Below are 20,380 nucleotides of genomic sequence, written 5' to 3'. Positions count from 1 at the left end.
ATTAATTATAATTATTGATTTATTGTTGTTGATTTTGATTTGAAAGCAATATGTGCAGGTATATCTCCTGTGGTTACCGTGAATTTCACCTCTCCATTTTTTTCGATACAGTAAAGTGTTCCGGGGGATACGTAGTCCCCAGCATCGGATATATAAATATATTGGGATAATGGATCTACGGCCAAGGCATAAGGGGTTTGTATGGCTTCACTAACGGATTCTGGTAGGAAACTGCCCTCTAAGAGTGTTTCATTTTTTATGTTTATCATAGAATAGTTAATATTCCAGTCAAAGGTTTCATAACTAAATTCCGATCCAATGATATAAGCAGTATCCCTTACTATGGTAAGGTTGGAAGTAGGGAGATCAAAACTCGTTTTTACCATATCGGTTTTAGTGTCGATCACAAAAAGTTTGGAAGGAATGTCAAAATAATCTCCTCGGGAGCTTACATATAAATCTCCATAATCGTCCGCTTTTAGTCGGTGCAGGTTAATGGCAACATCAATATCTTTTATCTTAGTAAAACTTGATAGGTCTATTACTGATACTATACTTTCATAGTTGGGCGCACTATATCCGCCGGAATTAGCGACGTATAATTTATTGTTTACTACTGCCATCTCCTCTGGCTGGCGACCCACCTTAACGGTACGTTTTATATCTAAGGAGGTGGTGTCAATTTCAGCGACAAATCCATTTGGGGAATCTTCGCCTAATTGTACGTCACCATCATATGCACTTACATAGGCTTTTCCATTAGAGAAGGTAATATACCTTGCGTTTTTCACATCAATTACCTTAAGTCGTTTACTGGTCTCCACGTCCATAACTTCCACCTTGTTGGAGTTGTTGATTACGGCGTAAAGTTTGGACCCATAAATACCCAAATCATTACCTACATCGCCTAATCCTAATGTAGCGTCGGGATTTGCCTGTCCATAAACATTACGGCGGTATTTGCCGGATTCATATTCATAGTAATCCAAGGACGCTTTGTTCATATTCATATTCCCCTCATTTAACAGATAAAAACCTTCTGTGGTAGTTACGGTTTGTGGGGGCACAATATCTTCTTCCTCAGGAATAATAAGATCGTCCTTCCTGCAACCCGTTATGGAAAGCATGGTGATAATTATTAAAATGGAATTTCTGTACTTTTTTAGCATCTGCGTGTCTCTATTTATTGTGATTGTTAATTATAATTCAAGGGATAGGCTTAACCGGAAATTACGTCCAGGCATGGGGAAATTCAGTACTACATCATAATACTGATTGAATAGGTTATTGACTTCTGCTCCAATTTTAACCGACTTTTTTAATAACTCTCCATCCCAGTTTAATGCGATATCACTAGTGTACCAGGGTTGTACATAATTTACTGGGATGTTTGCCTTCTGACTATACCTTTCTCCGGTATACATAAAACTATAGTTCATTTGCCACTCTTTCCAGTTGATGGCCGAGGTTAGGGTAGCGCTGTGTTTAGGGGTATACGGAATTTGATCCCCGTAGGTAGTGCCATTAGGGGTAATATCTATAGCTTGTTGATAGGTATAACTTATACCTAGATCTAAAAACACCGAGGCTGGAAGATTAAACCCTAAATTAGTATTGACCTCTAAACCTTTGACTTCCACTTCGCCCAAGTTTAACATAGTCCACCTAAATAGGTTAGATGATGGCATGGCTACTATTTTATCCTTTATCTGATTGTAGTATATATCAGCTTGGACAGTGGCATCTTGTAAAATACCTTCCGCCCCTATATTCCATGTTGCTCCAAAATTGTACTGGGTAGTAAATTCGGGACGTAAAGAGCTATTTCCTATAAAGGTGTAATACAGATCGTTAAAGGTTGGCATGCGAAACGATTCTTTATAAAATGCTCTGATGCGGAAAGCATTAGTAGAGAAGGGTTGCCATGAGGCCGAAATTACTGGACTAATAACAGTTTGATCATCGCCCTGCTGGTAATACCTCACTTCTTCATTTATATAGCCTCCCAAGACATTGACTTGGAGATCCATTCTTTGCCATTGCATTTGACTAGAGGCTGCTACCAAATAAGAGTAACGGGTAGGATAGGGGAATCTATAAAGGTTAGCTTTTAGGTTATTTAGGGAGAAATCTGTGGCTAGGGAAACTTTCCACCAATCCTTTATCTCATATAAGTTTACCAATGAAGCGTACAGTTCGTTTTGGTAATACTTATTGTCCAAAGCCCCCTCTAAAGTTTTGTAATCGGGATCTATATATCGATTGTAATCTCTGCTAAATTTGATATTCCCAAGGAGGTGGTGTTTTTTGGAAAACGAATTTTGTACAGAACCGTGAAGAAAGAAGTTGCGATCCCATTGCCGTTGCACATGGTTGTATCTATTGGCAAGAATGGCTCCTGGTAGCCCCCGCTCGGAATCGTACAGGTAGGCCTTTACATTGGCCTGTCCTGTTTTTCCAAGTTTTGCGTGGAGAGCTACTTCAGCGCGGAAGGAATTTACATCTCCATTTTGTCTAACGGCAGTGGTATCATAGCCTCCTTCTTTTTTATATCTATAGGTATATCTACCATGGGCCTTTACCCACTCTACACTGCTAGAAAGGGAGAGGGTAGGAGATATCTTTTGTTGATATAGGAGCGAAGGGTTTATTAGTCCAAATGAACCCGTTTTAAAGGCCGATCGTAGATGATGTGTCTCGCTTTCCTTGAAATTGGGCGACTTACTTTTTAGAAACAGGGTGTTAGAGGAGAAAAAGCCTCGTGCTGGCTGAAAAATAGTAGATTTTTGTCCGTTATAAAGTTCTATAGTTTCTATGTTATCTAACGAATATCTACCTAGATCTACCTGTCCATTCTGAGCATTCCCAACGCTCATCCCATCATAGAAGACTGCCGTATGAGCACTGCCAAGACTACGAACGTTAATGGTTTTTATTCCGCCAATTCCCCCATAATCCTTTAATTGTACTCCAGAGAAATACCGAATGGCATCGGCAACAGAAAGACTGTTTAGTTTTTCTAATTTTTGGCCCGATAGGATTTGCATGGGCATGGGGGATTCTATTTGGACCTTATTTTTGGAGCTGGTAACAATCACCTCACCCAAGATATAGCCCTTTACAGTATCTAAACTGTCCAAGGATTTGCTAGGAGATTCTTGTGCGGAAGTCCTTGCCGAGAATAAAAATATTATCATGAATAAAAGCATGGTAGCCCTTATCCATAAACCATTTTGTTTATAGAAAATCATAAAAAACTATTTGATCAATACCAAATAGCTTCAATGGAAAAATGAAATCAAATGGGTGCGTAACTTGCATTTGGTTTCAAAGCCTTATTCCACGAAAGCTTTAAAAAATAATTGCATTGGCAGGTCTCCTGACTTATTCCCATTTTAAACCGCCTTCCCACATTACACAATGCAGTGGCTTAAGTTTAATCCTCGAAACTATACCTATATCGAGGTGTTTAAAATGTTGCATGGAACTTACAGTAACGGGATTGTTCAGGATTTTCACCTGATTCCCTCTTAGTCATCTACACCGAAAAGCGTAGCTGAACCATTGCAGCGGCAAAGGTAATTAAACTCTTATAATTAAAGCGCTGTTTATAGGATGAATCCAACAACCCTTTTCTTGGGATAGTTTTGATGTGAAATTGATTCTAAATAACCCATTGAATATCAGTCTGTTTTGTTAAATTTATATAAGCAAGGCTATAGGCAGCACGGATAGTATAGCGCTTATACTTAAAAAGTTAAATCAGAAATTGTGATGGAACAAGATTACCTCAGAAATTGCATACAGCAGATGGAGTATTATAAGTCTTTAGGTGAAAAAACCTTTGATCAAATGGAAGAGAAAGACTTTTTTTGGCAATATAACGAAGAGTCCAATTCCATAGCTATAATTGTAAATCACTTATGGGGAAATATGAAATCTAGATGGACGGACTTCCTGACCTCTGACGGAGAAAAAGAATGGCGAAAGCGCGACATGGAATTTGAAGATGTAATTAGAACAAAAGAGGAACTGCTCATTAAATGGAATGAGGGATGGCAATGTGTATTCCAAGCGCTTAAATCAATTGATAAGGATAATTTTAAAACTATAATTTATATCAGGAATCAGGCACATACGGTTACAGAAGCCATTAATAGGCAGTTGGCCCACTATGCCTATCATGTGGGACAACTAGTTTATATAGGCCGAATGATTAGGGGGAACGAATGGAAAAGCCTTTCTATCCCCAAAGGGAATTCGCTCGATTTTAATAATAAGAAATTTTCCAAGGGGAGGCATGGCGGTCATTTTACCGATGATCTTAAGCAGTAAGAAAAACACCTGTAGATTAGATTTTAGTGTTCTAAAAAGGTGTATAGAGTTTTTATATTTTTAATAGCTTAAAAGCTATCAAGTAGTATATAGGCCATTTTTATTGTAGATGTCTCGTCCTTAACATCGGTCCAAGCAAAATGTACCTTATCCTCTATAAGACCCATTTGAGGAAAACCAGAATTTCTGGAAGCTCCTAAACTATTTACTACAATGGGATCCGATTTTTTGCCGGACTTGTTCACCTTCATTGCCATCAACCGAGCATCACTTTCTGTGTTTTCCATCCAACTTACAATGGCATTTTCGTTATTAATCATAAGAATATCTACTCTACCGATAGGGGCCTTGTCACTAATTATTATGGGGGCATCAAAATGTTCCCCTCCGTCCGCAGAAAAAACTATTTTCACCTTGGGTTCATTATTTGCTGCAGTAAACCAAGTTACGCCAAGTGAATTACCCATAACAGCGGCTTTAGGTCCGTTTACAGGACATCCCTTAATTTGCCACCCATCATCATATATAGTTTTTGGTGCAGTCCATTCCCCGTTCACTAATCTAGTGATGGAAATATCTCTTATTTCATCCTCAGACCTATCTCTATAAAGCACCACAGGGCCGTTATTGGTTATAGCGGCAATAGTCTGGCAGCAGTCGCAAGTACTATCATCTAACATCACTTCATTGCTTACCGTTCCATTGGGAGAAACCTCAGCAGCTCTAATACTCATAGCACCAGCATGTTCATTTCCATGTCCCTGCCCCACAGTATTCCTACCATCTAACCAAGTAATAAAAAATGAATTGTCTTGGTAAGGTAGTGCAGTAACAAAACCGTGTTCAGACTCTGTGCCATCCGTATGCAAGGGGAGGTCATTGCTCCATAGAGAATCTCCCGCCGGCAGTACATTAATTTTTATATCATAGGAATAGGTGCCCTTGGACGACTTTTTAAGGATATGCGATAATAAATTCCCGTTGCTAGCGGTAATCGAAGGGAAATCGGCCCAATTTACAAACCAATCATTACCTTGGATAATTTCTTTTGGCTGTTGCCAAACTCCATCTAAAAGAGAAGAATAGTTTAAACTTACCGTAGAATCATTAACCCTATCTACCCAAGATAGCAATGCTATGTTATTATCTGTAAACAAGGAGGGTAAGGAACTCTCAGTGCCCGCTGGTGATGGGATAGAATGCACTAATTTCTGGTTGTCTGAAGAATCCTTTTCAGCTTTTTTTTTACTGTTATTGCAAGCGCTAATTAAGATAGTTAGGGCTAGGAATGTAATAAGTTTATTGGAGCGCATTTATTGGATACTTTTTAGTTTGGTAATAATAGGGTCGGAATCCCACTCTACAGCTCCTGTAATCTCATCTACTTTCTCTCCTTTTTCATTGTAAATAAAAGTGGTGGGTAGGGCGTAGATATTTAATTGTGAAAGTGCAGCGGTTGTCCGGATATAATTAAAATTATAATCGTTTTTCTCTTTAAAATTATTGATTTTTTTAACGGATTGGTCGGACACCAATAGTAATACATAGTTCTCCTTTTCCAAAATGGATTGGGACTTTAATAAGGATGGCATTTCGGCCAAACAGGGTTTACACCAAGTAGCCCAAAAATTGAGTAGTATTTTTTTTCCTTTATAATCGGATAACGATATTGGGTTACCCTCTAAATCTTCATATAGGGAAGTAGTAATAGGAGCTTCTATTGAAGTCGAAGTAGGTGTTTCGGGGTTTTCATTCTGCTTAGTTACTTGTTTGCATGAAATGAAAAGGGTAATAATGAACAATAAACATACGGTCTTTTTCATACCTGTTTTTGAAGTTTGGAGCCTTCCAGAGTTATGAAAAATAATCATAAATATTAATTCCTTGAGAGGCTTTGGGCTACAATATAGTATGTTTTTTAGAAAATTATATCACTATATTTGTTTTAAGACTGGAATAGGATAAGTGTAAGTGTAGAAATCCATGTGCTACTGTTTTAAAAAGCCTTAGTTAAACTTCTTAATAAAATTTACTGTAATTAGATCTTCTGCGTTCCTTAAAGCGGGAGATATCAAACACTAGAAATAATTCTAGGGAATTTGGTATAAACTGTTTGGCTTCTGCTCCAAAAGGCAACCTATAGTTTAGTCCAAACTCAAAAGTTTCCAATGTTAAACTAGTGGCAAATCCTACTTCTGTAAAACTGATATCTTCCATAAAATTTATATGCTCATTAATCCCGACACTAAAATTACCTAGAGTAACATCTTGGTAAAAGTCTAATCGGGTATTGGGACCTTGAACAGATATCACATTAAAAAGGTAGAGGTAGGAGTATTCCGGTAATTTCGCCTGTCCGTATTTGTTAATATCCAACTCATAGCCAAATTGCCCAGAAACAAGCATATTTAAATTAACGTTGGTATCACTCTGTTTTGAGGATATTCTGGGCTGATTTAAATGCTTCATCGAAAGTCCAAATAGCATGTTAATATCATTATGCATTAAAACGGAAGCGCCCATATCCAGGTAACCTACATTTTCCGATGCGGTAATGGGGTCTATAGTGTTAGCACTTATTTGGCCAGAAAAAATATTGATCTGATCCTGAAAAGTAAGATTGTTAAAATTATATCTATAGTTACTGTAGCCTGCTGTAATACCGGGATACAATAACCAGTCGTTTGGGAGCTTTAATCTGTACATATAACTAATAGCCGCTGAAGTATATTTAAATCCTTCGTTGTTGAGGTTGTTATTAAAAAGATCTACACCCAATTGAAAGTTATACTCCTCAAAAGCAGTAGAACCAAAAGCATATTTATGTTGGGATTGTGCACCCTGATTCTGCCCAGCAAATTCTGCTAAAACTCCCACTCTAGTCTTATCCTTAAACGCATGAAAACTAGGGTTTAGGGAAGCGGGAACCTTGCTGAGATTATGCACATATTTTTCCTGAGCGTAAGTCCCGACCGATATTATAATAAACAGAAAGGTTAATAGATTATTATTTTTCATCTCTATCTTAATATTGAGGCTTCGCCAGTTTTTGTGATTTGATTATTTTCTTTGGTAGTCCCTACAAACAAGTATCGGAATGATTTGTTTTCGTAGGGTTTCCCTGTACTATAATTTCCGTTCCATCCCCAGTTCACCGGCATATTGTTATAGTCATAGGCCACGCTATAAACTAGGCTGCCCCACATATCAAAAATTTGGAAGGTAAAGGATGCTAGTCCTGTAAACTCTCCCTGGAAATAATCGTTTATCCCATCAGCATTAGCAGAGAATACATTGGGGAACATTACATCATAGCCCTTACCAATCTGTAAGGTCTGTTGTACTGTTTTACTACATCCCTGTTCATTGAAAAGGGTTAGGGCAGTAGTAAACTTACCAGGATAGTTGTATTTATGTGAAACCAATGAGCCTTCAATGTTTGGATCTATTTCCATAACTGGAGTTCCGTCACCAAAATCCCATCTCGCTCTACTATACCCTTCACTGTTAATGCTGAATCTTATATCTTCTTTTGCTAATAATAGGCCGGTAATTTCAAATTCAGCAGAACTATAACTAAATACGGGATCTGCTACTCCAGTATTAATGGGGAGTATAAACCCACATCCCTGATCGTTCACGACGTTTAACGTGGCATTCTCAACCGGAGTGGCAATTTGAATGTTGTAGGTGTCTGTGGCTGTTTTTACCGATGGCATTAAAGCGTTATTATAGTAGAAGCTTAAATCGCCACCCTGAGTATTAAAAATCGACACTGAAATTTTCCCCGGATTCCCTAAACATAAGGATTCATCTAAATACGGACCATCCAAGAGTTTTAGGGACTCGGTTTTCTTAATGTGGATTATTTCTCTGTAGTAATAAGAGGGGTTCTCCTTGGTACATCCATCTATAGAACTTGTTACGGTGAGTCTGTACCTTCCTTCCTCCAAATTACTCAACTGGGTTATATTTTGTCCTATGGTTACAAATTCTGGATTAGGGTTACCAGCTACTTCCTTTTCCCAGATTATAGAATAAGGTCTAGATCCACCACTAACGGCAATGGATATAGCGCCATCGTTTGTAGAACCACAACTTACCGATGTTATATCCTTATTAACTACAATTGGAGGATAGGTAGTTTTAAAGTTAAATTGAATTTGTTGTGATGTACAATCCTTGCTATCGGTAATGGTTAGGGTATAGGTGCCCGGAATAGCAGTAAAACTGGTAACATCTTGGGCATTAAAATTATTGGGACCCGTCCAATCATATAAGTAATAGGGAGTATTATTGGCATCCATAAAAGGAGTGCCACCCGTTACAAAGTTGGTATCTAAAACAAAGTCATAATCTGCTTCACACGGAGCAAGGGTAACATCCTTAGTTCCCGTATAAGTCAATGCTTGATAAGCATCTAAGATAAAGCTTTTTACTTTACATTGATTGGCATCGGTTACGGTTATTATATGACTATCACTATTAAGACCATTTATAGTGGTTTCCTTGGTATTAAATAGTACCGCAGTTTCATTATCTAAGGTATATTGATAGGGAGCAGTACCACCTTGTACTACTATAGTAAATGACCTTCCTACATTTGGATCGAAACAACTTGTACTCTGTAATCCCCCTTCATAAGCATCGAACACTTCGGGAGCATTTATAGAAAATGTCTTTCGGATAGTACATGGGGCATTGGGATCACTATTAGTATCGGTTACCACTACCTCATAAGTACCACCACCTAAATTATTAATGTTGGTTGTGTTGGTGGCATAGCTAGTACCATTCTTAAGCCAATTTATTTGAAGTTGACTGCTTGGGTCCGACTTAATTTGAATGTTAATTTCGGCATTAGAATCTCCAGCACACTGTAATTGCTCATTTACAACCTGCACACTACTAAATTCCAAGACCCCTTTAGAAGCCACATTAGCGGTATAAGTGGTAGAGCATCCAATCTGATCTGTAACGGACAGAACGTAAACACCTGGCAATAAATTTTTAATGTTTTCTGTAGTATAAGTAGTGTTATTGGGGCCCGTCCAGCTAAAATTATAAGGAGGGAATCCGCCAGTAACTGTGGTAGCGCCTATGTTTAAGCTTATTGACCCGTCACTCTGACCAAAACAGCTCACATTTTTCACTTCTACAGATGCTTCATCAAAATTTAGTCCCATGGGTAAAGTAACAGCTTGTGATACAGAAACATCGCAAGAAGCATCTTGTACAGTAACCGTATAGTTGGCACCACCTGTTAAATCGGTATAGGTTACATTGGGATTGTTAGACGTTTGCACCATAGTGGTTCCATTTGGCCTAGTTAATGTAAAAGTAAAGGGCGCAACACCGCCAGTACTATTCGCAGTAATAACCGTATTACAAGTATCACCAATAGTAAGCGTCAATTTCTCTGGCTCGGATACTAGGAAAGGCAAGGAGGTAATACCACAGAATTCGTTATAAACCGTTAATTGATATACTCCTGCGTGCAAGTTGCTTATACTAAGGGTTGATGCTGTAAAGCTTGGATCTCCAACTTTGGTCCATTCATACGTATTGGCAACTCCATTCGCTTGGGTAAGTACATTGGAAGCACTTACATTAGAATCGCTTCCTGTACTAGCATACACCGTAAAGCTAATGCCTTCTACTTTAGCGGTTAATATAATCTCGTTGAAATTAGTGGTTGCACTTACTGCGCTTGTACTAGCTCCTGTGGCAGAATTTACTTTTTGTGAAAGGGCAGCGGCAACTTCATTGTTATTTTGAGGTTGATTAATCCCGTTTAAGGTTACCTGATGTTCATAAGCAATTCCGTTTATTATTAGGCTATACTTATTACCTAGAGTCGGATTTCCAAAAAGAGAGATGGTATTAATCTGTTTTTGTGCGCTATTTCCACCCGTAATTCTGCCGTTTGGGATAATTATGCTTCCATCATTTCCACCAAAGCAACTTACATCCGTTATGTCATTGGCTATTATTAAATCATTATTTATAATGGGGTAGGGAATAACCGTAACTAAAATAGGTGATGTTTCATCAGAACAAGCTACTTCATTTAAAGTGCTAGTAACTACTCTCTTATAATAAGTAGATTTTGTTAAAGTAGTAGGAGGTGTAAAGTTTGGTTGCTTGGCATTAGAAACCGGATTATAGGTTTGGTTATCTTCTGAGGACCACCATTGATACGTTAACATACCTGCTGCTGTAGCAGATTCAAGTTCTACTATAGCAAGGGGCTGGTCGCCCATACAAACAGATTGATTATCGGCTATTATTCCGGCATTAACCATGTTATACGATATTTTAACCGGATTTGTTTCTACCGTACAGGTTATATCACCTAATGTAGTCCTGCTAATCGTTCGCTTGTAATATTTTGTTTCGGTAGGCGTAGGTGGGGTATAGGTTGCAGTAGTTGCACCAGTATCGGTCCAAGTATTACCATCTGTAGAAACCAACCACTTATAACTTTGATTCGGAAAATTGCTGGCTCCAGAAACAGATAAGGTGTTTGGGACATTGCCTTCACAAATAGTTTGATCGTTGCTAAGAGTGCCTGGTAATATTTCATCTGCAACTTGCACTACTATTATATTACTATCTTCCTTACATACTACTCTGTTGAGGGTAGATATAGTGGTTCTTTTAAAATAAGTTGTTGGGTAGTTACCAGGTTTAGGGTCATAAGTACCGTTAATTGCCCCCTTTATTAGCCCCCAAGTTGCGTTGTCAATAGAGGAATACCATTGATATTTTAGAACTCCGTCGGCAGTTCCATCAACCGTACTTCCCAATAAGCTAGGGTCGTCCCCAAAGCAAATTTTCTGATCTCCATAAATTGTACCTCCATCCACATCATTAATGAAAACTCTAATGACATTGCTTTGTACATAAGGGCCACATATAATATTATCTACAGTAGCTTGGTAATCCCTACGGTAATATTTGTCTGCTGTTAGGACGCTCCCAGGTGAATAGGTGGCATTTGTTGCCCCTACAATTGGGGTAAATACAATGTTATCATTAGACTCGTACCATTGAAAATTTAAATAAGGGAGCCCTTCTATGGCGCTAATGTTGCCCAAAGGGGGTAATGTATCATTATAACATAACGTGATGTCTGGACCTAGGTTGTCGGCCTGTGGTACCAAAACAGTGATAGGGTTACTGTTTACAGTGCACTCTACACCATTAATATCAGTGTTGGTAGTAGCTCTTATATAGGTTGTAGTTTTATTGACCGGATTTGTAGGAATATAGTTTACATTGGTGGCTCCAGGTATTAAGCTACCATTAGCAAACCATTGATGGGTAATAGTATCATCTCCTGTAGAAGCTTCTAATTGTTCAATTTCACTTGGAATATCTCCCTTGCAGATTACTTCTTCATTAGTTCCATTACTGCCATTGGCATTTGTTGTTCCTATAGTTCCCCCTGTGGCATTACCACCATTTAAAATTAATAGAACGTTACTGGTATGACTACAAGAGACACCGTTTAAAGTAGACGTTGTGATTCTTCTATAATAATTGTCCTTCATTACGATGGGTGGGTCATAAGAGCTATAGGTGGCTCCAGCAATATCAGTAAAACTTATATTATCCTCAGAAATTTGCCATTGATAAGTTAATTCTCCAGAAGCAATAAGGGGAAAATTGACGCTAAAAGGTTGTGGGTCTCCTTCGTTACATACCGTAGTACTTCCTATTCCTCCAGAAGAAAATGTAATTTTATGGTTTTCTGCTTCTTGAAATTTATTGAGATAAACAAGTATTGGTGTGGTTATAGCTTCACAGCTGGTAGATTCTATGGTGCTTGTTGCAACTCTCCTATAATAGGTTTGTATTTCACCAGAGTTGATTGGGGTATAGGTAGGTTGATTTTCATTGGCAATAGCTTCCCAAATTTCTCCGTCAGTGGAACTTTGCCAAGAATAAGTAATGGCTCCATTAGAAGTTGCATTCTCAATACTGATAAGCGGAGGAATGTTTTCAGTGCCACAAACGGTCTGAGTATCTGCTATGCTTCCAGGTGTTAAACTTAGTAAAGTAACCAATGTTGGTGTACTAAATGCCTCACAGGCAAAACCATTGTTTGTATTGGTTGTATGTCTTTTAAAATAAGTAGATGTAGTTAATCCATTGGCAAAATTTAGGTTTTCCCCAGTTTCACCGTTAATTACAGTGTAGTTAATATTATCAGTAGAAGAATACCACTGGAAGCTTATACCCGTTCCTGCTTCCGTGCCATTGGTAATGGTTATACTTGCTGGGGCCTCACCTTCACATATCACTTGATCTTCTGAACTCTCTCCACCCGAGATGGCACCAGCCACGTTAATCGTAACTTCATTGGTATATTTAGAACAGACTTTTCCTTTATAGGTACTAGAATCCATTCGTCTAAACATGGTAGAAACCGATAGTATCCCTGGGGTATAGGTAGTTTCTGTAGCACCGGGAATTGTTGTCCAATTAAGGCCGTTATCCGTAGATGCTTCCCAGGCATAGTTTAAATTTCCAGGCGATGTAGTAGGACCTAAGGCAATTATAGTAGCTGGTTGTTGCCCCTCACATACATCCTGGTTTTTTCCTATTGTTCCAACGTTTATATGGTTAATATATACGGTGCTTTCTGTTGAATTTTCGTAACAGACACTGTTATTAGAAGATATTATAGTTTGTCTTCTAAAGGTGGTAGTAGTCTCCAGAGTATTAGCAAAACTAAGAGTAGCACTAGTTTCCCCGTTAATATTGGTGAAATTCCCGGTAGTCATAGATTGCCATTGATAGGTAATGTTGGTTCCAGGGGATGTGCCGTTGATAACAGTAATTGATTCAGGGTATTCTCCACTACAAAGGGTTTGGTCTGAGCTAGCAATTCCACCCTGGATTTCTTGGAGAACGATAATTTCTATTTCATTGGAATAATCGAAACAGTTATGTCCGTTTAGTTCTATTTTGTCCTGTCTTCTGTATCGCGTAGTTTGTGTAAGTGCAGTAGGTTGGTATTCCTCATTGTTGGCACCGGAAATTACCATCCATCCATTATCATCAAATTGTTCCCATTGGTAGGAAATGGTGCCAGATCCTGATGCATTAGTTTCCGAGGTTAACTTACTAGGAACCTGATTATAACAAATGGTTTGGGCACCGGTAATACTTCCTACAGTGAAATTGGTATTTGTAATGGTAGCTATGGTGCTGATACCCTGACAGCTAGCGCCAGGAATGGTGGTGATTCGTCTAAATTCTTGAACTCCATGGCTTAGATTATTAGCAGCATTGTAATTTATGTTGGTAGCCCCATTAATGTTTTCCCAATCCTCTCCGATTCGTTTTTGCCACTGATAGGTTCCATTGTCCCCATTATTAACGGTTAACAGTTGTAGCTGATCTAGAGAGCATATGTTTTGATCAGATACTGTACCTCCTAAAACTGAGGAGCTTACAGTTATAGTGATGGAAGGTGTTTCTTTATAACAACTAAATCCGTTTAAAACGTTGGTTACCCTTCTTTTATAAGAGGTGGTAATGGATAAGGCTGGGGGCTGATAAAAGTTTTCTGTAGCGTTGGAAATCTCTTCCCAAGATCCTGAATAATTTCTATACCATTGATAGTTATGTACACCACCCGGAGTTACTGCTAAATCACCTGCGCCAGGGGTGCTTAGCATTTCAGGAGTTTCACCCGTACAAATGGTTTGCGAGGCTCCTTGCGTAATACGGCCAGGAGTAATTTGATTTACGGTAATTGTTGCTGTGGTGCTTACTTGGGTACAGGATTGTCCATTTAGATTAAAGTTAGTAGAACGTCTGTATTTGTTTATTCCATTGGTTACATTGGCAATAGTAAGAGGTAAGGTTTCATAATTGGAATCTGTAATAGTAGTCCAATTGCCGTCTACCTCCTTTTCCCAAACATAATTTCTAGATTGAGTAATATTAGACCCTGTAATACCAATAGCTTGTACGTTAGAAAGGGCACAAACCTGTTGGTTAACTCCGTTTCCACCACTTAAAGGAGTAAACCCAACAGTAGCAATTACATCGCCATCCTCTAAACCGTTAATATTATTGGTATTCCCGTCTAGACTATATTTTAACTTCCCGTCTGTTGTAGTCTCAGGCGAAATTAATTGTATCCGAACATTTTCTAGGGTAATTACGTCTAAGGAAGTTTGGGCATTTGCAGTGACAGTTACTTTTAATCTAGATGCGTTGTTAGTATCTTGAATTGCAGAAACCGATATAAGGTCACTCCCATTTTTAAGTATAGCCCCTGCATTAATCGTATAGTTAGTGGGGGCCTCAATATAAAAAGTGTAGGTACCGGCTTCAAAATCTGTTGCCATGGCTTCAGTGAATACTAAGTTACCAAGATTTAGTTCACTATCGGGTAAGTTGTCACCGCAGCTATTAAAACTAACATTCTCTATACTAGTGGTAAGTTGGGCATTTCCATACCATATATTTGTCGTTAACAAGAATATGGATAGAACTAATTTTATGGAGTTTTTCATCATGATAATCGACCCTTTAACTTTTATAATAGCGTAATTCATAAGCGCTATCTATTGACAGCTGTAGGAAAAGACTCTATAACGGTAAGATTACAAGCTATATTGCTAGAAATATAGCTAATGTTGTACGTCAACTTTGTTTTGTTGTGAATAGGTAAATATGTGTGGTATACCCTCTAGTTTAACCTATACCTATTTGAAGGATAAAACTTTTTTATGTGAGTTATAATAGGGGTTGCTTCTTGGTGTTCACTTACATGAATCCAGAACTTTTCTTACTTGTTTATGGAGAAGTTATATAGGGGCCAAATTGAATATTTTTTAGTGTTATAATTGTATTGATCAGCTCAATGCCTTAAGAATTAAAATAGTACTTAACATTATGATTGAAAATCAAGGTAACTGTTTATAAATCGGATTAGGTAAAGTAGAATTTTTTAGGTTTTATCCATTACCTTGCTTTTTTACTCGATAATCGAGATTTGAATGCCCGGAGGTAGTTTACTCAGCAAGGTACCATAGGGTAATCTCATGAAGCCTCGGATGGAAACCAAATGTTAGTACATTTATAGCTTATGATGTAAGTAAATAGCAATGAAAAAGAAGTAATATCTAGTGTACGCCATTATTCACATAGCCACAACAGGGCTCCGAGGGGAAAATAATAAGATAATAGAAATCTGTATCCTAATTCATGATGGGACAAAAGTCGTAGACCGATTTTCTAATTTGGTAAATCCTGAAATTCCAATACGTTTTAGTCCGTCCATAAATTCGGATATTTCTGAGGAGATGCTACTTTCTGCCCCAAAGTTCTATGAGGTCGCCAAAAAGGTAGTTGAGATGACAAGGAATTGTATCATAATATCTCACTATGTAAAATATACCTATCAATGCATTAAAAGCGAATTTACATCGCTAGGAGGGGAGTTTAATCGTCCTAAAATATGTACTGCAAGATTATCACGTGAAATCATTCCAGGGCAGCAAAGTTATAGTCTTGGGGCTATGTGTAATCATATGGGAATTAATTTTTGTAGTTCGCAGGGTACCAAAGACAGTGCAGAGGCGACACTTGCATTATTGGAAAAATTATGGACGCTGGATACAGAAGGTTCGTTTCAATTTTTATTGAAAACTCGGACATCAAAGGTAGTAACCCCCCCCATTATGGCCCAGATCTACTGTAAACGAGCTACCTAATGCAACAGGAGTCTATTATTTTAAAAATTCAGCTGGGGAGATTATTTACATTGGCAAAGCTAAGGATATAAAACAACGGGTTCTTAGCCATAGCTATAGTAAGGAATTTAAAGAGTTGCGACTTTGTTTTGAAACGGCACAAATTGAGTGTAAGCCTACTGGGAGCGAACTATTGGCTTTATTACTAGAGTCTGACGAAATTAAAAAGCATTTTCCAAAATATAACCGTGCTCAAAAAAGGTCAGGTTATCGATACGGGATAGGTACTTATATGGACAAAAATGGGGTGTTGAATTTAAACTATGATCGAATAAGTACCCTAAAAACACCTATTTTAAACTTTTATAGTCAGGCTGAATGTCGCACTTACTTAGAAGAATTCTGTAAGGACTACAAACTTTGTCCTAAGTATTGTAAGTTGCAAAATGGATCTGGGGCCTGTTTCCATTTCCATCTAAAGAGTTGTAATGGGGTTTGTATAGGGGAGGAGTCAGTGGAGTCTTATAACAAACGAGTGGAAAGAGCTTTGGGAAAATCCCATGAGCCTAATACTTCTTATGTTATTAAAGATAAGGGGAGACATAAGAAAGAAAAATCCTTTGTGTTAGTTGAAAATGGAGTTTATAAAGGGTTTGGTTATTTGCCGAAAAAGAAGAATTTAGCCCAATTTGAAGAATATGTGCCGTACATTATACCAAAACAAGATAATAATGATGTGCACAAGATTTTGAGAAGATTTTTAAGGCAGAAGGAAAATAAAAACATAATTCTTGATCCAAACCAATAGATATTACTGTAATTTCTTAGGTTTCTTGCCAAGATGGGTTAATACTAAAGTAAGAACCTTATAAGATGATGTTTGCAAAAACACGGACACTTGTCTTATAAAAAGCCCCTTCCCATCATGGAAAGGAGCTTTAGCTCTTTTGGGCATAGTTACAATCCTAGGAAGATTTTATTAATTGGGGGAGAATCCCTCCATCCACAAGAATATCACTACCACTAATAAAACGGGCTTTATCGCTAAGCAAAAACTGTACAACATCAGAAATATCTTCTGGAGTGCCATTGCGGTTTAAGGCGGTTATTTTTTTCATTCTATCCATTGTCTCTGGATGTTCTTCGGCGGCCTTTACTGCCATTGGCGTCATAATAACACCAGGGGAGAGGGAGATAATTCGGCCTCCTTTTTCTCCATATCGCATTGCATTGTCCTGACACAGTAATTGCACCCCTCTTTTGGCAAAGTTGTACATGGTATCTGCATCACTATTAACGAATAAGGCTACTTTATTATAAGCACCTTCTTGCTGAGGATTTCTTAGGGCATCGTCATATTCAGGATTTGGCGGAACTACATGGCCCATCATGGAGGAAAAAAGGATTACAGCTGTATCTTCTTTTGCAAGCTCATAAAATGCATTAACTATAATATCCGTACCCACTAGATCTATGTCAAAAACTTTTTTAAGATCTTGAGCACTTCCACTTACTCCTGCAGTGTGCACCAATCCACCATAATTCCCCTCTTTTAATACGAATGCCTTTAGCTTTTCTACATCTTCCTTCTTGGTGATGTCACATGCAATTCCAGTTACATCAAATCCTTGTTGTGAAAATTGGTCTGTAACCTTTTTTACAGCCGAATCAGCATAATCGGTTAATACCAATTTATACTCCTTTAAAGCGTTGGCACAAGCCATTCCAATACCTCCACTAGCCCCAGTAATTACTATAGTTTTCTTCATTGTCATAGTTTTTAATATTATCAATATTGTGTCCATTGCTTAAAAAACGCTCCCTAGATCTATTTTCTAAATAAGAGGAAAGCGTTTTGTGCTTCTACACGAAGATAAATTAATATATAAGAAATTTCTATGACAGAAGTCAACCTACAATTCATAAACGGAAATAATATTTTGATAGTACTATTTGGGAATAAAATTTAAGAACCAACCAAGATTGCTACTGGCTGGTTTTTATCATCTCTGTAAACACCTACTAAGAACTAATTTTTATAGTACCCTTCATTACCTTGTGTAAACTGCAGAAATAATCCTCATCATGAGTGATTATTTTGCTCCAACTTTTGCCTTTACCAAAAGGTTTTGAGGTCCATTTTCCGTTTTTTTCATCGGTAACATCGTGTAGGATATAATCTTTATTAATCCATATCACCTTATCTCCTTTTTTTACAGTAAGGTGTTGGGGTACAAACTTCATTTTTATAATTTCTACTGTATGGACTTGTGGTTCTTGGGAGATATTATCTTTTAATCCAAAGCCACCTAGTAGTAGAATTGAAGCTATTAAAACGTTACGAAAGTAATACTGAAACTGTTTCATTTCTTTGAGTTCATTTTCTGTTGTAACATCTCGGCATGTCCCAGATGAATTTCCAGAGCAGGGACCACAGTTGCTAACAGTTCTCTTAGTTCTTCATTTTTAGATTGGGGAATTAGAAGGTCGTTTACCGCACCAATTACCTGTTTGTGATAGGCAACTTCGTTGTCTACATAGAATTTATCAAAATCTTTTTTCTTAGTGTTGTTTAATTTGACCTTGGTTGCCTCCGCTTGTTTTAGTAAGGATTGGCTAACAGCATTGTCCATTGGGGTTACCTTTAATTTTGTCACCAATTCAACGGCTTGACCAATTACTGCGGTATGGTCTTCTATCATACGCTTCGCAAAATCCAAAACCTCCTTGTTTTCTGATTTTTTTAAAGCAATCTTGGCGAAGTCAATATCAATCTGATTGGCCACAACTGCAACCGAAGCTACTTCTGGATCTGTAAGTTGGGGCGATTCTTGGGCGTGAATGGGAATTGCTAATAATAACAATGACAAGATTCCTAACCCTCTGATGTAATCTGCAAACTTTTTCATTTTTTTTGTGTTTAACTGTTTACCCATTTGATGCAGCAATTGAATAAAGGTTACAACTAGAGTAAAATCAAGATTTAATTTAAGTTAATAACCGATTTAACAGATTAACATGAGATTTGATTGGTCAATTCTGTAACTTGTAATAGTTTGATATTTAGATGTCTAGGTGGTTTGATACTTTTGGTGTGATTTTATTATATCACCTAAAAAAACAGTGAACACCAATTTTTGTAACCTTTCTTCTTTCAATGCATCAAATTATAAAATGATAGCAATGGACAGTTGTAGACCCATAAAAAAATTACAAAGATCACCTTATGCCACCTTGCCAGATGAGGTAGTGGTAGAAAAAATATTGGTAGGTGAAACCGAATTGTTTGAGATTTTGATGAGAAGACATAATCAATTGTTGTTTAGGACAATAAGGAGTTACATGGACAGACCATCAGACATAGATGATGTAATGCAGGATACCTATATTAAGGCATTTCAAAAGTTATATCAATTTAAAAATGAAGCCCTGTTTTCCACATGGTTAATACGTATAGGGATTAACGAGGTATTACAACGGAAAAGGAAATTCAAAAGAAATAAAATAATAAGTATTAATAACGAAAAGGGAATTTTTCAAATTGCTGATACCTCCAATATGAATCCAGAGAGAGAAACAATGTACTCAGAATCCGTTCGAATAGCAGAAAAAGCAATAGACCAATTACCAGAAAAGTATAGGATTGTTTATATGTTAAAGGAGGTTCAGGGTCTAGAGATTTCCGTGGTTTCACAAAGCCTAGGCCTAAGTATAAGTAATGTTAAGGTGCGACTGTATAGGGCTAGAAAAATGATGCAAGATTCCATTCTTAAACTTACCAATGCTAAAAATGCTTTCGAATTTGGAAACTCTAAATGCGACCTTTTGGTACAAAGTGTAATGGATAAAATTAATGATCTAGATCAGAACTAACTTTATTTAATTATTAGGAATACTTATTATAAGACTGCATTTACTAGATTTCAATATCTATTACTGTATATAATAGTACATTACCATTAAATTAGATTTATACTCTAACACTAGCCTGCCCGTTCCGTTCCTTTAGATTTATAAAGTTATATTTAGTAAATAAAAGGAATACAAAAAAGAATAATAGTTATGATGATGAGATTTCTTTTTTTGCTTCTTTTTTCTTTGTTGATAAGTTTAACTTTGTTAATAACCATAATTGAAAAAGAACGGGGTGAACTTTGTGTCGTTCTAGGTTTATGGCCTATCGCCTGTATTAGTCCCCGTTCTTTATTAACCCGGTTGCAAGGACCAAATAGAATTTCAGTCTCTACCTACTAAAGGTGTTAGTCAACGCAACCATTTTTAAACACCATAAAATTATGAAAATAATGGAAACAGTGGGCGTGGAC

Annotated in this window: 12 protein-coding genes, 1 pseudogene and 1 riboswitch; of the genes and pseudogenes, 4 read left to right on the top strand and 9 right to left on the bottom strand. The window is 37.4% G+C overall.

Features of this window, described 5'->3' with window-relative positions; all coding sequences use genetic code 11:
- Positions 1-11: 11 nt before the first annotated feature.
- Together H344_RS0114670 and H344_RS20435 are read right to left on the bottom strand one after the other, a co-directional pair.
- Positions 12-1,169: a YncE family protein gene (locus tag H344_RS0114670; RefSeq protein ID WP_026810998.1), complete on the bottom strand. Its 1,158-nt coding sequence runs from the start codon at positions 1,167-1,169 to the stop codon at positions 12-14.
- 30 nt (positions 1,170-1,199) lie between these two features.
- The gene (locus tag H344_RS20435; protein ID WP_034256746.1) at positions 1,200-3,251 is read right to left on the bottom strand and encodes a TonB-dependent receptor plug domain-containing protein; all 2,052 of its coding nucleotides are present in this window, start codon (positions 3,249-3,251) and stop codon (positions 1,200-1,202) included.
- Positions 3,252-3,352: 101 nt separating this feature from the next.
- Positions 3,353-3,581: riboswitch (cobalamin riboswitch) on the bottom strand.
- Between the two features lie 193 nt (positions 3,582-3,774).
- Between H344_RS20435 and H344_RS0114660 the strand changes: the two genes are divergently transcribed.
- A complete protein-coding gene (locus H344_RS0114660) occupies positions 3,775-4,335 on the top strand; it encodes a DUF1572 family protein (RefSeq protein WP_026810997.1) in 561 nt (186 codons plus the stop codon).
- 68 nt (positions 4,336-4,403) lie between these two features.
- Here the strand turns inward: H344_RS0114660 and H344_RS0114655 are convergent, their stop codons facing one another.
- The 4 genes from H344_RS0114655 to H344_RS20425 all read right to left on the bottom strand — a co-directional run bounded on the left by H344_RS0114655 (position 4,404) and on the right by H344_RS20425 (position 14,915).
- The gene (locus H344_RS0114655; RefSeq protein WP_026810996.1) at positions 4,404-5,648 is read right to left on the bottom strand and encodes a hypothetical protein; all 1,245 of its coding nucleotides are present in this window, start codon (positions 5,646-5,648) and stop codon (positions 4,404-4,406) included.
- Positions 5,649-6,158 (bottom strand): peroxiredoxin family protein, encoded by a 510-nt coding sequence (locus H344_RS20430; protein ID WP_084148826.1) that lies wholly within the window; start codon positions 6,156-6,158, stop codon positions 5,649-5,651.
- Between the two features lie 196 nt (positions 6,159-6,354).
- On the bottom strand, positions 6,355-7,353 hold the full coding sequence (locus H344_RS0114645) for a PorP/SprF family type IX secretion system membrane protein (RefSeq protein ID WP_026810995.1): 999 nt from the start codon (positions 7,351-7,353) through the stop codon (positions 6,355-6,357).
- A 2-nt stretch (positions 7,354-7,355) separates the two neighbouring features.
- Positions 7,356-14,915: a PKD domain-containing protein gene (locus H344_RS20425; protein WP_084148825.1), complete on the bottom strand. Its 7,560-nt coding sequence runs from the start codon at positions 14,913-14,915 to the stop codon at positions 7,356-7,358.
- 573 nt (positions 14,916-15,488) lie between these two features.
- On the opposite strand from H344_RS20425, the gene H344_RS21165 reads away from it, so the two are divergent.
- Together H344_RS21165 and H344_RS21160 are read left to right on the top strand one after the other, a co-directional pair.
- On the top strand, positions 15,489-16,076 hold the full coding sequence (locus H344_RS21165) for a 3'-5' exonuclease (RefSeq protein ID WP_051254344.1): 588 nt from the start codon (positions 15,489-15,491) through the stop codon (positions 16,074-16,076).
- A 19-nt stretch (positions 16,077-16,095) separates the two neighbouring features.
- Positions 16,096-16,863: pseudogene (locus tag H344_RS21160) on the top strand (exonuclease domain-containing protein); the annotation flags it as partial.
- A 157-nt stretch (positions 16,864-17,020) separates the two neighbouring features.
- Here the strand turns inward: H344_RS21160 and H344_RS0114630 are convergent.
- From H344_RS0114630 to H344_RS0114620, 3 genes are all read right to left on the bottom strand, one after another.
- Positions 17,021-17,824 (bottom strand): SDR family oxidoreductase, encoded by an 804-nt coding sequence (locus tag H344_RS0114630; RefSeq protein WP_240484996.1) that lies wholly within the window; start codon positions 17,822-17,824, stop codon positions 17,021-17,023.
- A gap of 253 nt (positions 17,825-18,077) precedes the next feature.
- A complete protein-coding gene (locus tag H344_RS20415; protein WP_034256741.1) occupies positions 18,078-18,422 on the bottom strand; it encodes a plastocyanin/azurin family copper-binding protein in 345 nt (114 codons plus the stop codon).
- Positions 18,419-18,964, bottom strand: coding sequence for a DUF4142 domain-containing protein (locus H344_RS0114620; RefSeq protein WP_051254348.1), 546 nt, complete (start codon positions 18,962-18,964; stop codon positions 18,419-18,421). Before H344_RS0114620 ends, H344_RS20415 begins: the two co-directional genes overlap by 4 nt.
- Before the next feature lie 274 nt (positions 18,965-19,238).
- Here H344_RS0114620 and H344_RS0114615 point away from each other — a divergent pair, with 274 nt between their 5' ends.
- Positions 19,239-19,928 carry a sigma-70 family RNA polymerase sigma factor gene (locus tag H344_RS0114615; RefSeq protein WP_051254347.1) on the top strand — a complete coding sequence of 230 codons (690 nt, stop codon included), beginning with the start codon at positions 19,239-19,241 and terminating at the stop codon, positions 19,926-19,928.
- Positions 19,929-20,380: the final 452 nt, after the last annotated feature.

Source organism: Arenibacter latericius DSM 15913, assembly GCF_000424985.1.
Classification (GTDB): Bacteria; Bacteroidota; Bacteroidia; order Flavobacteriales; family Flavobacteriaceae; genus Arenibacter; species Arenibacter latericius.
Note: the sequence above shows the minus strand (reverse complement) of the source record. Positions and strands in the feature narration are given on the sequence as shown.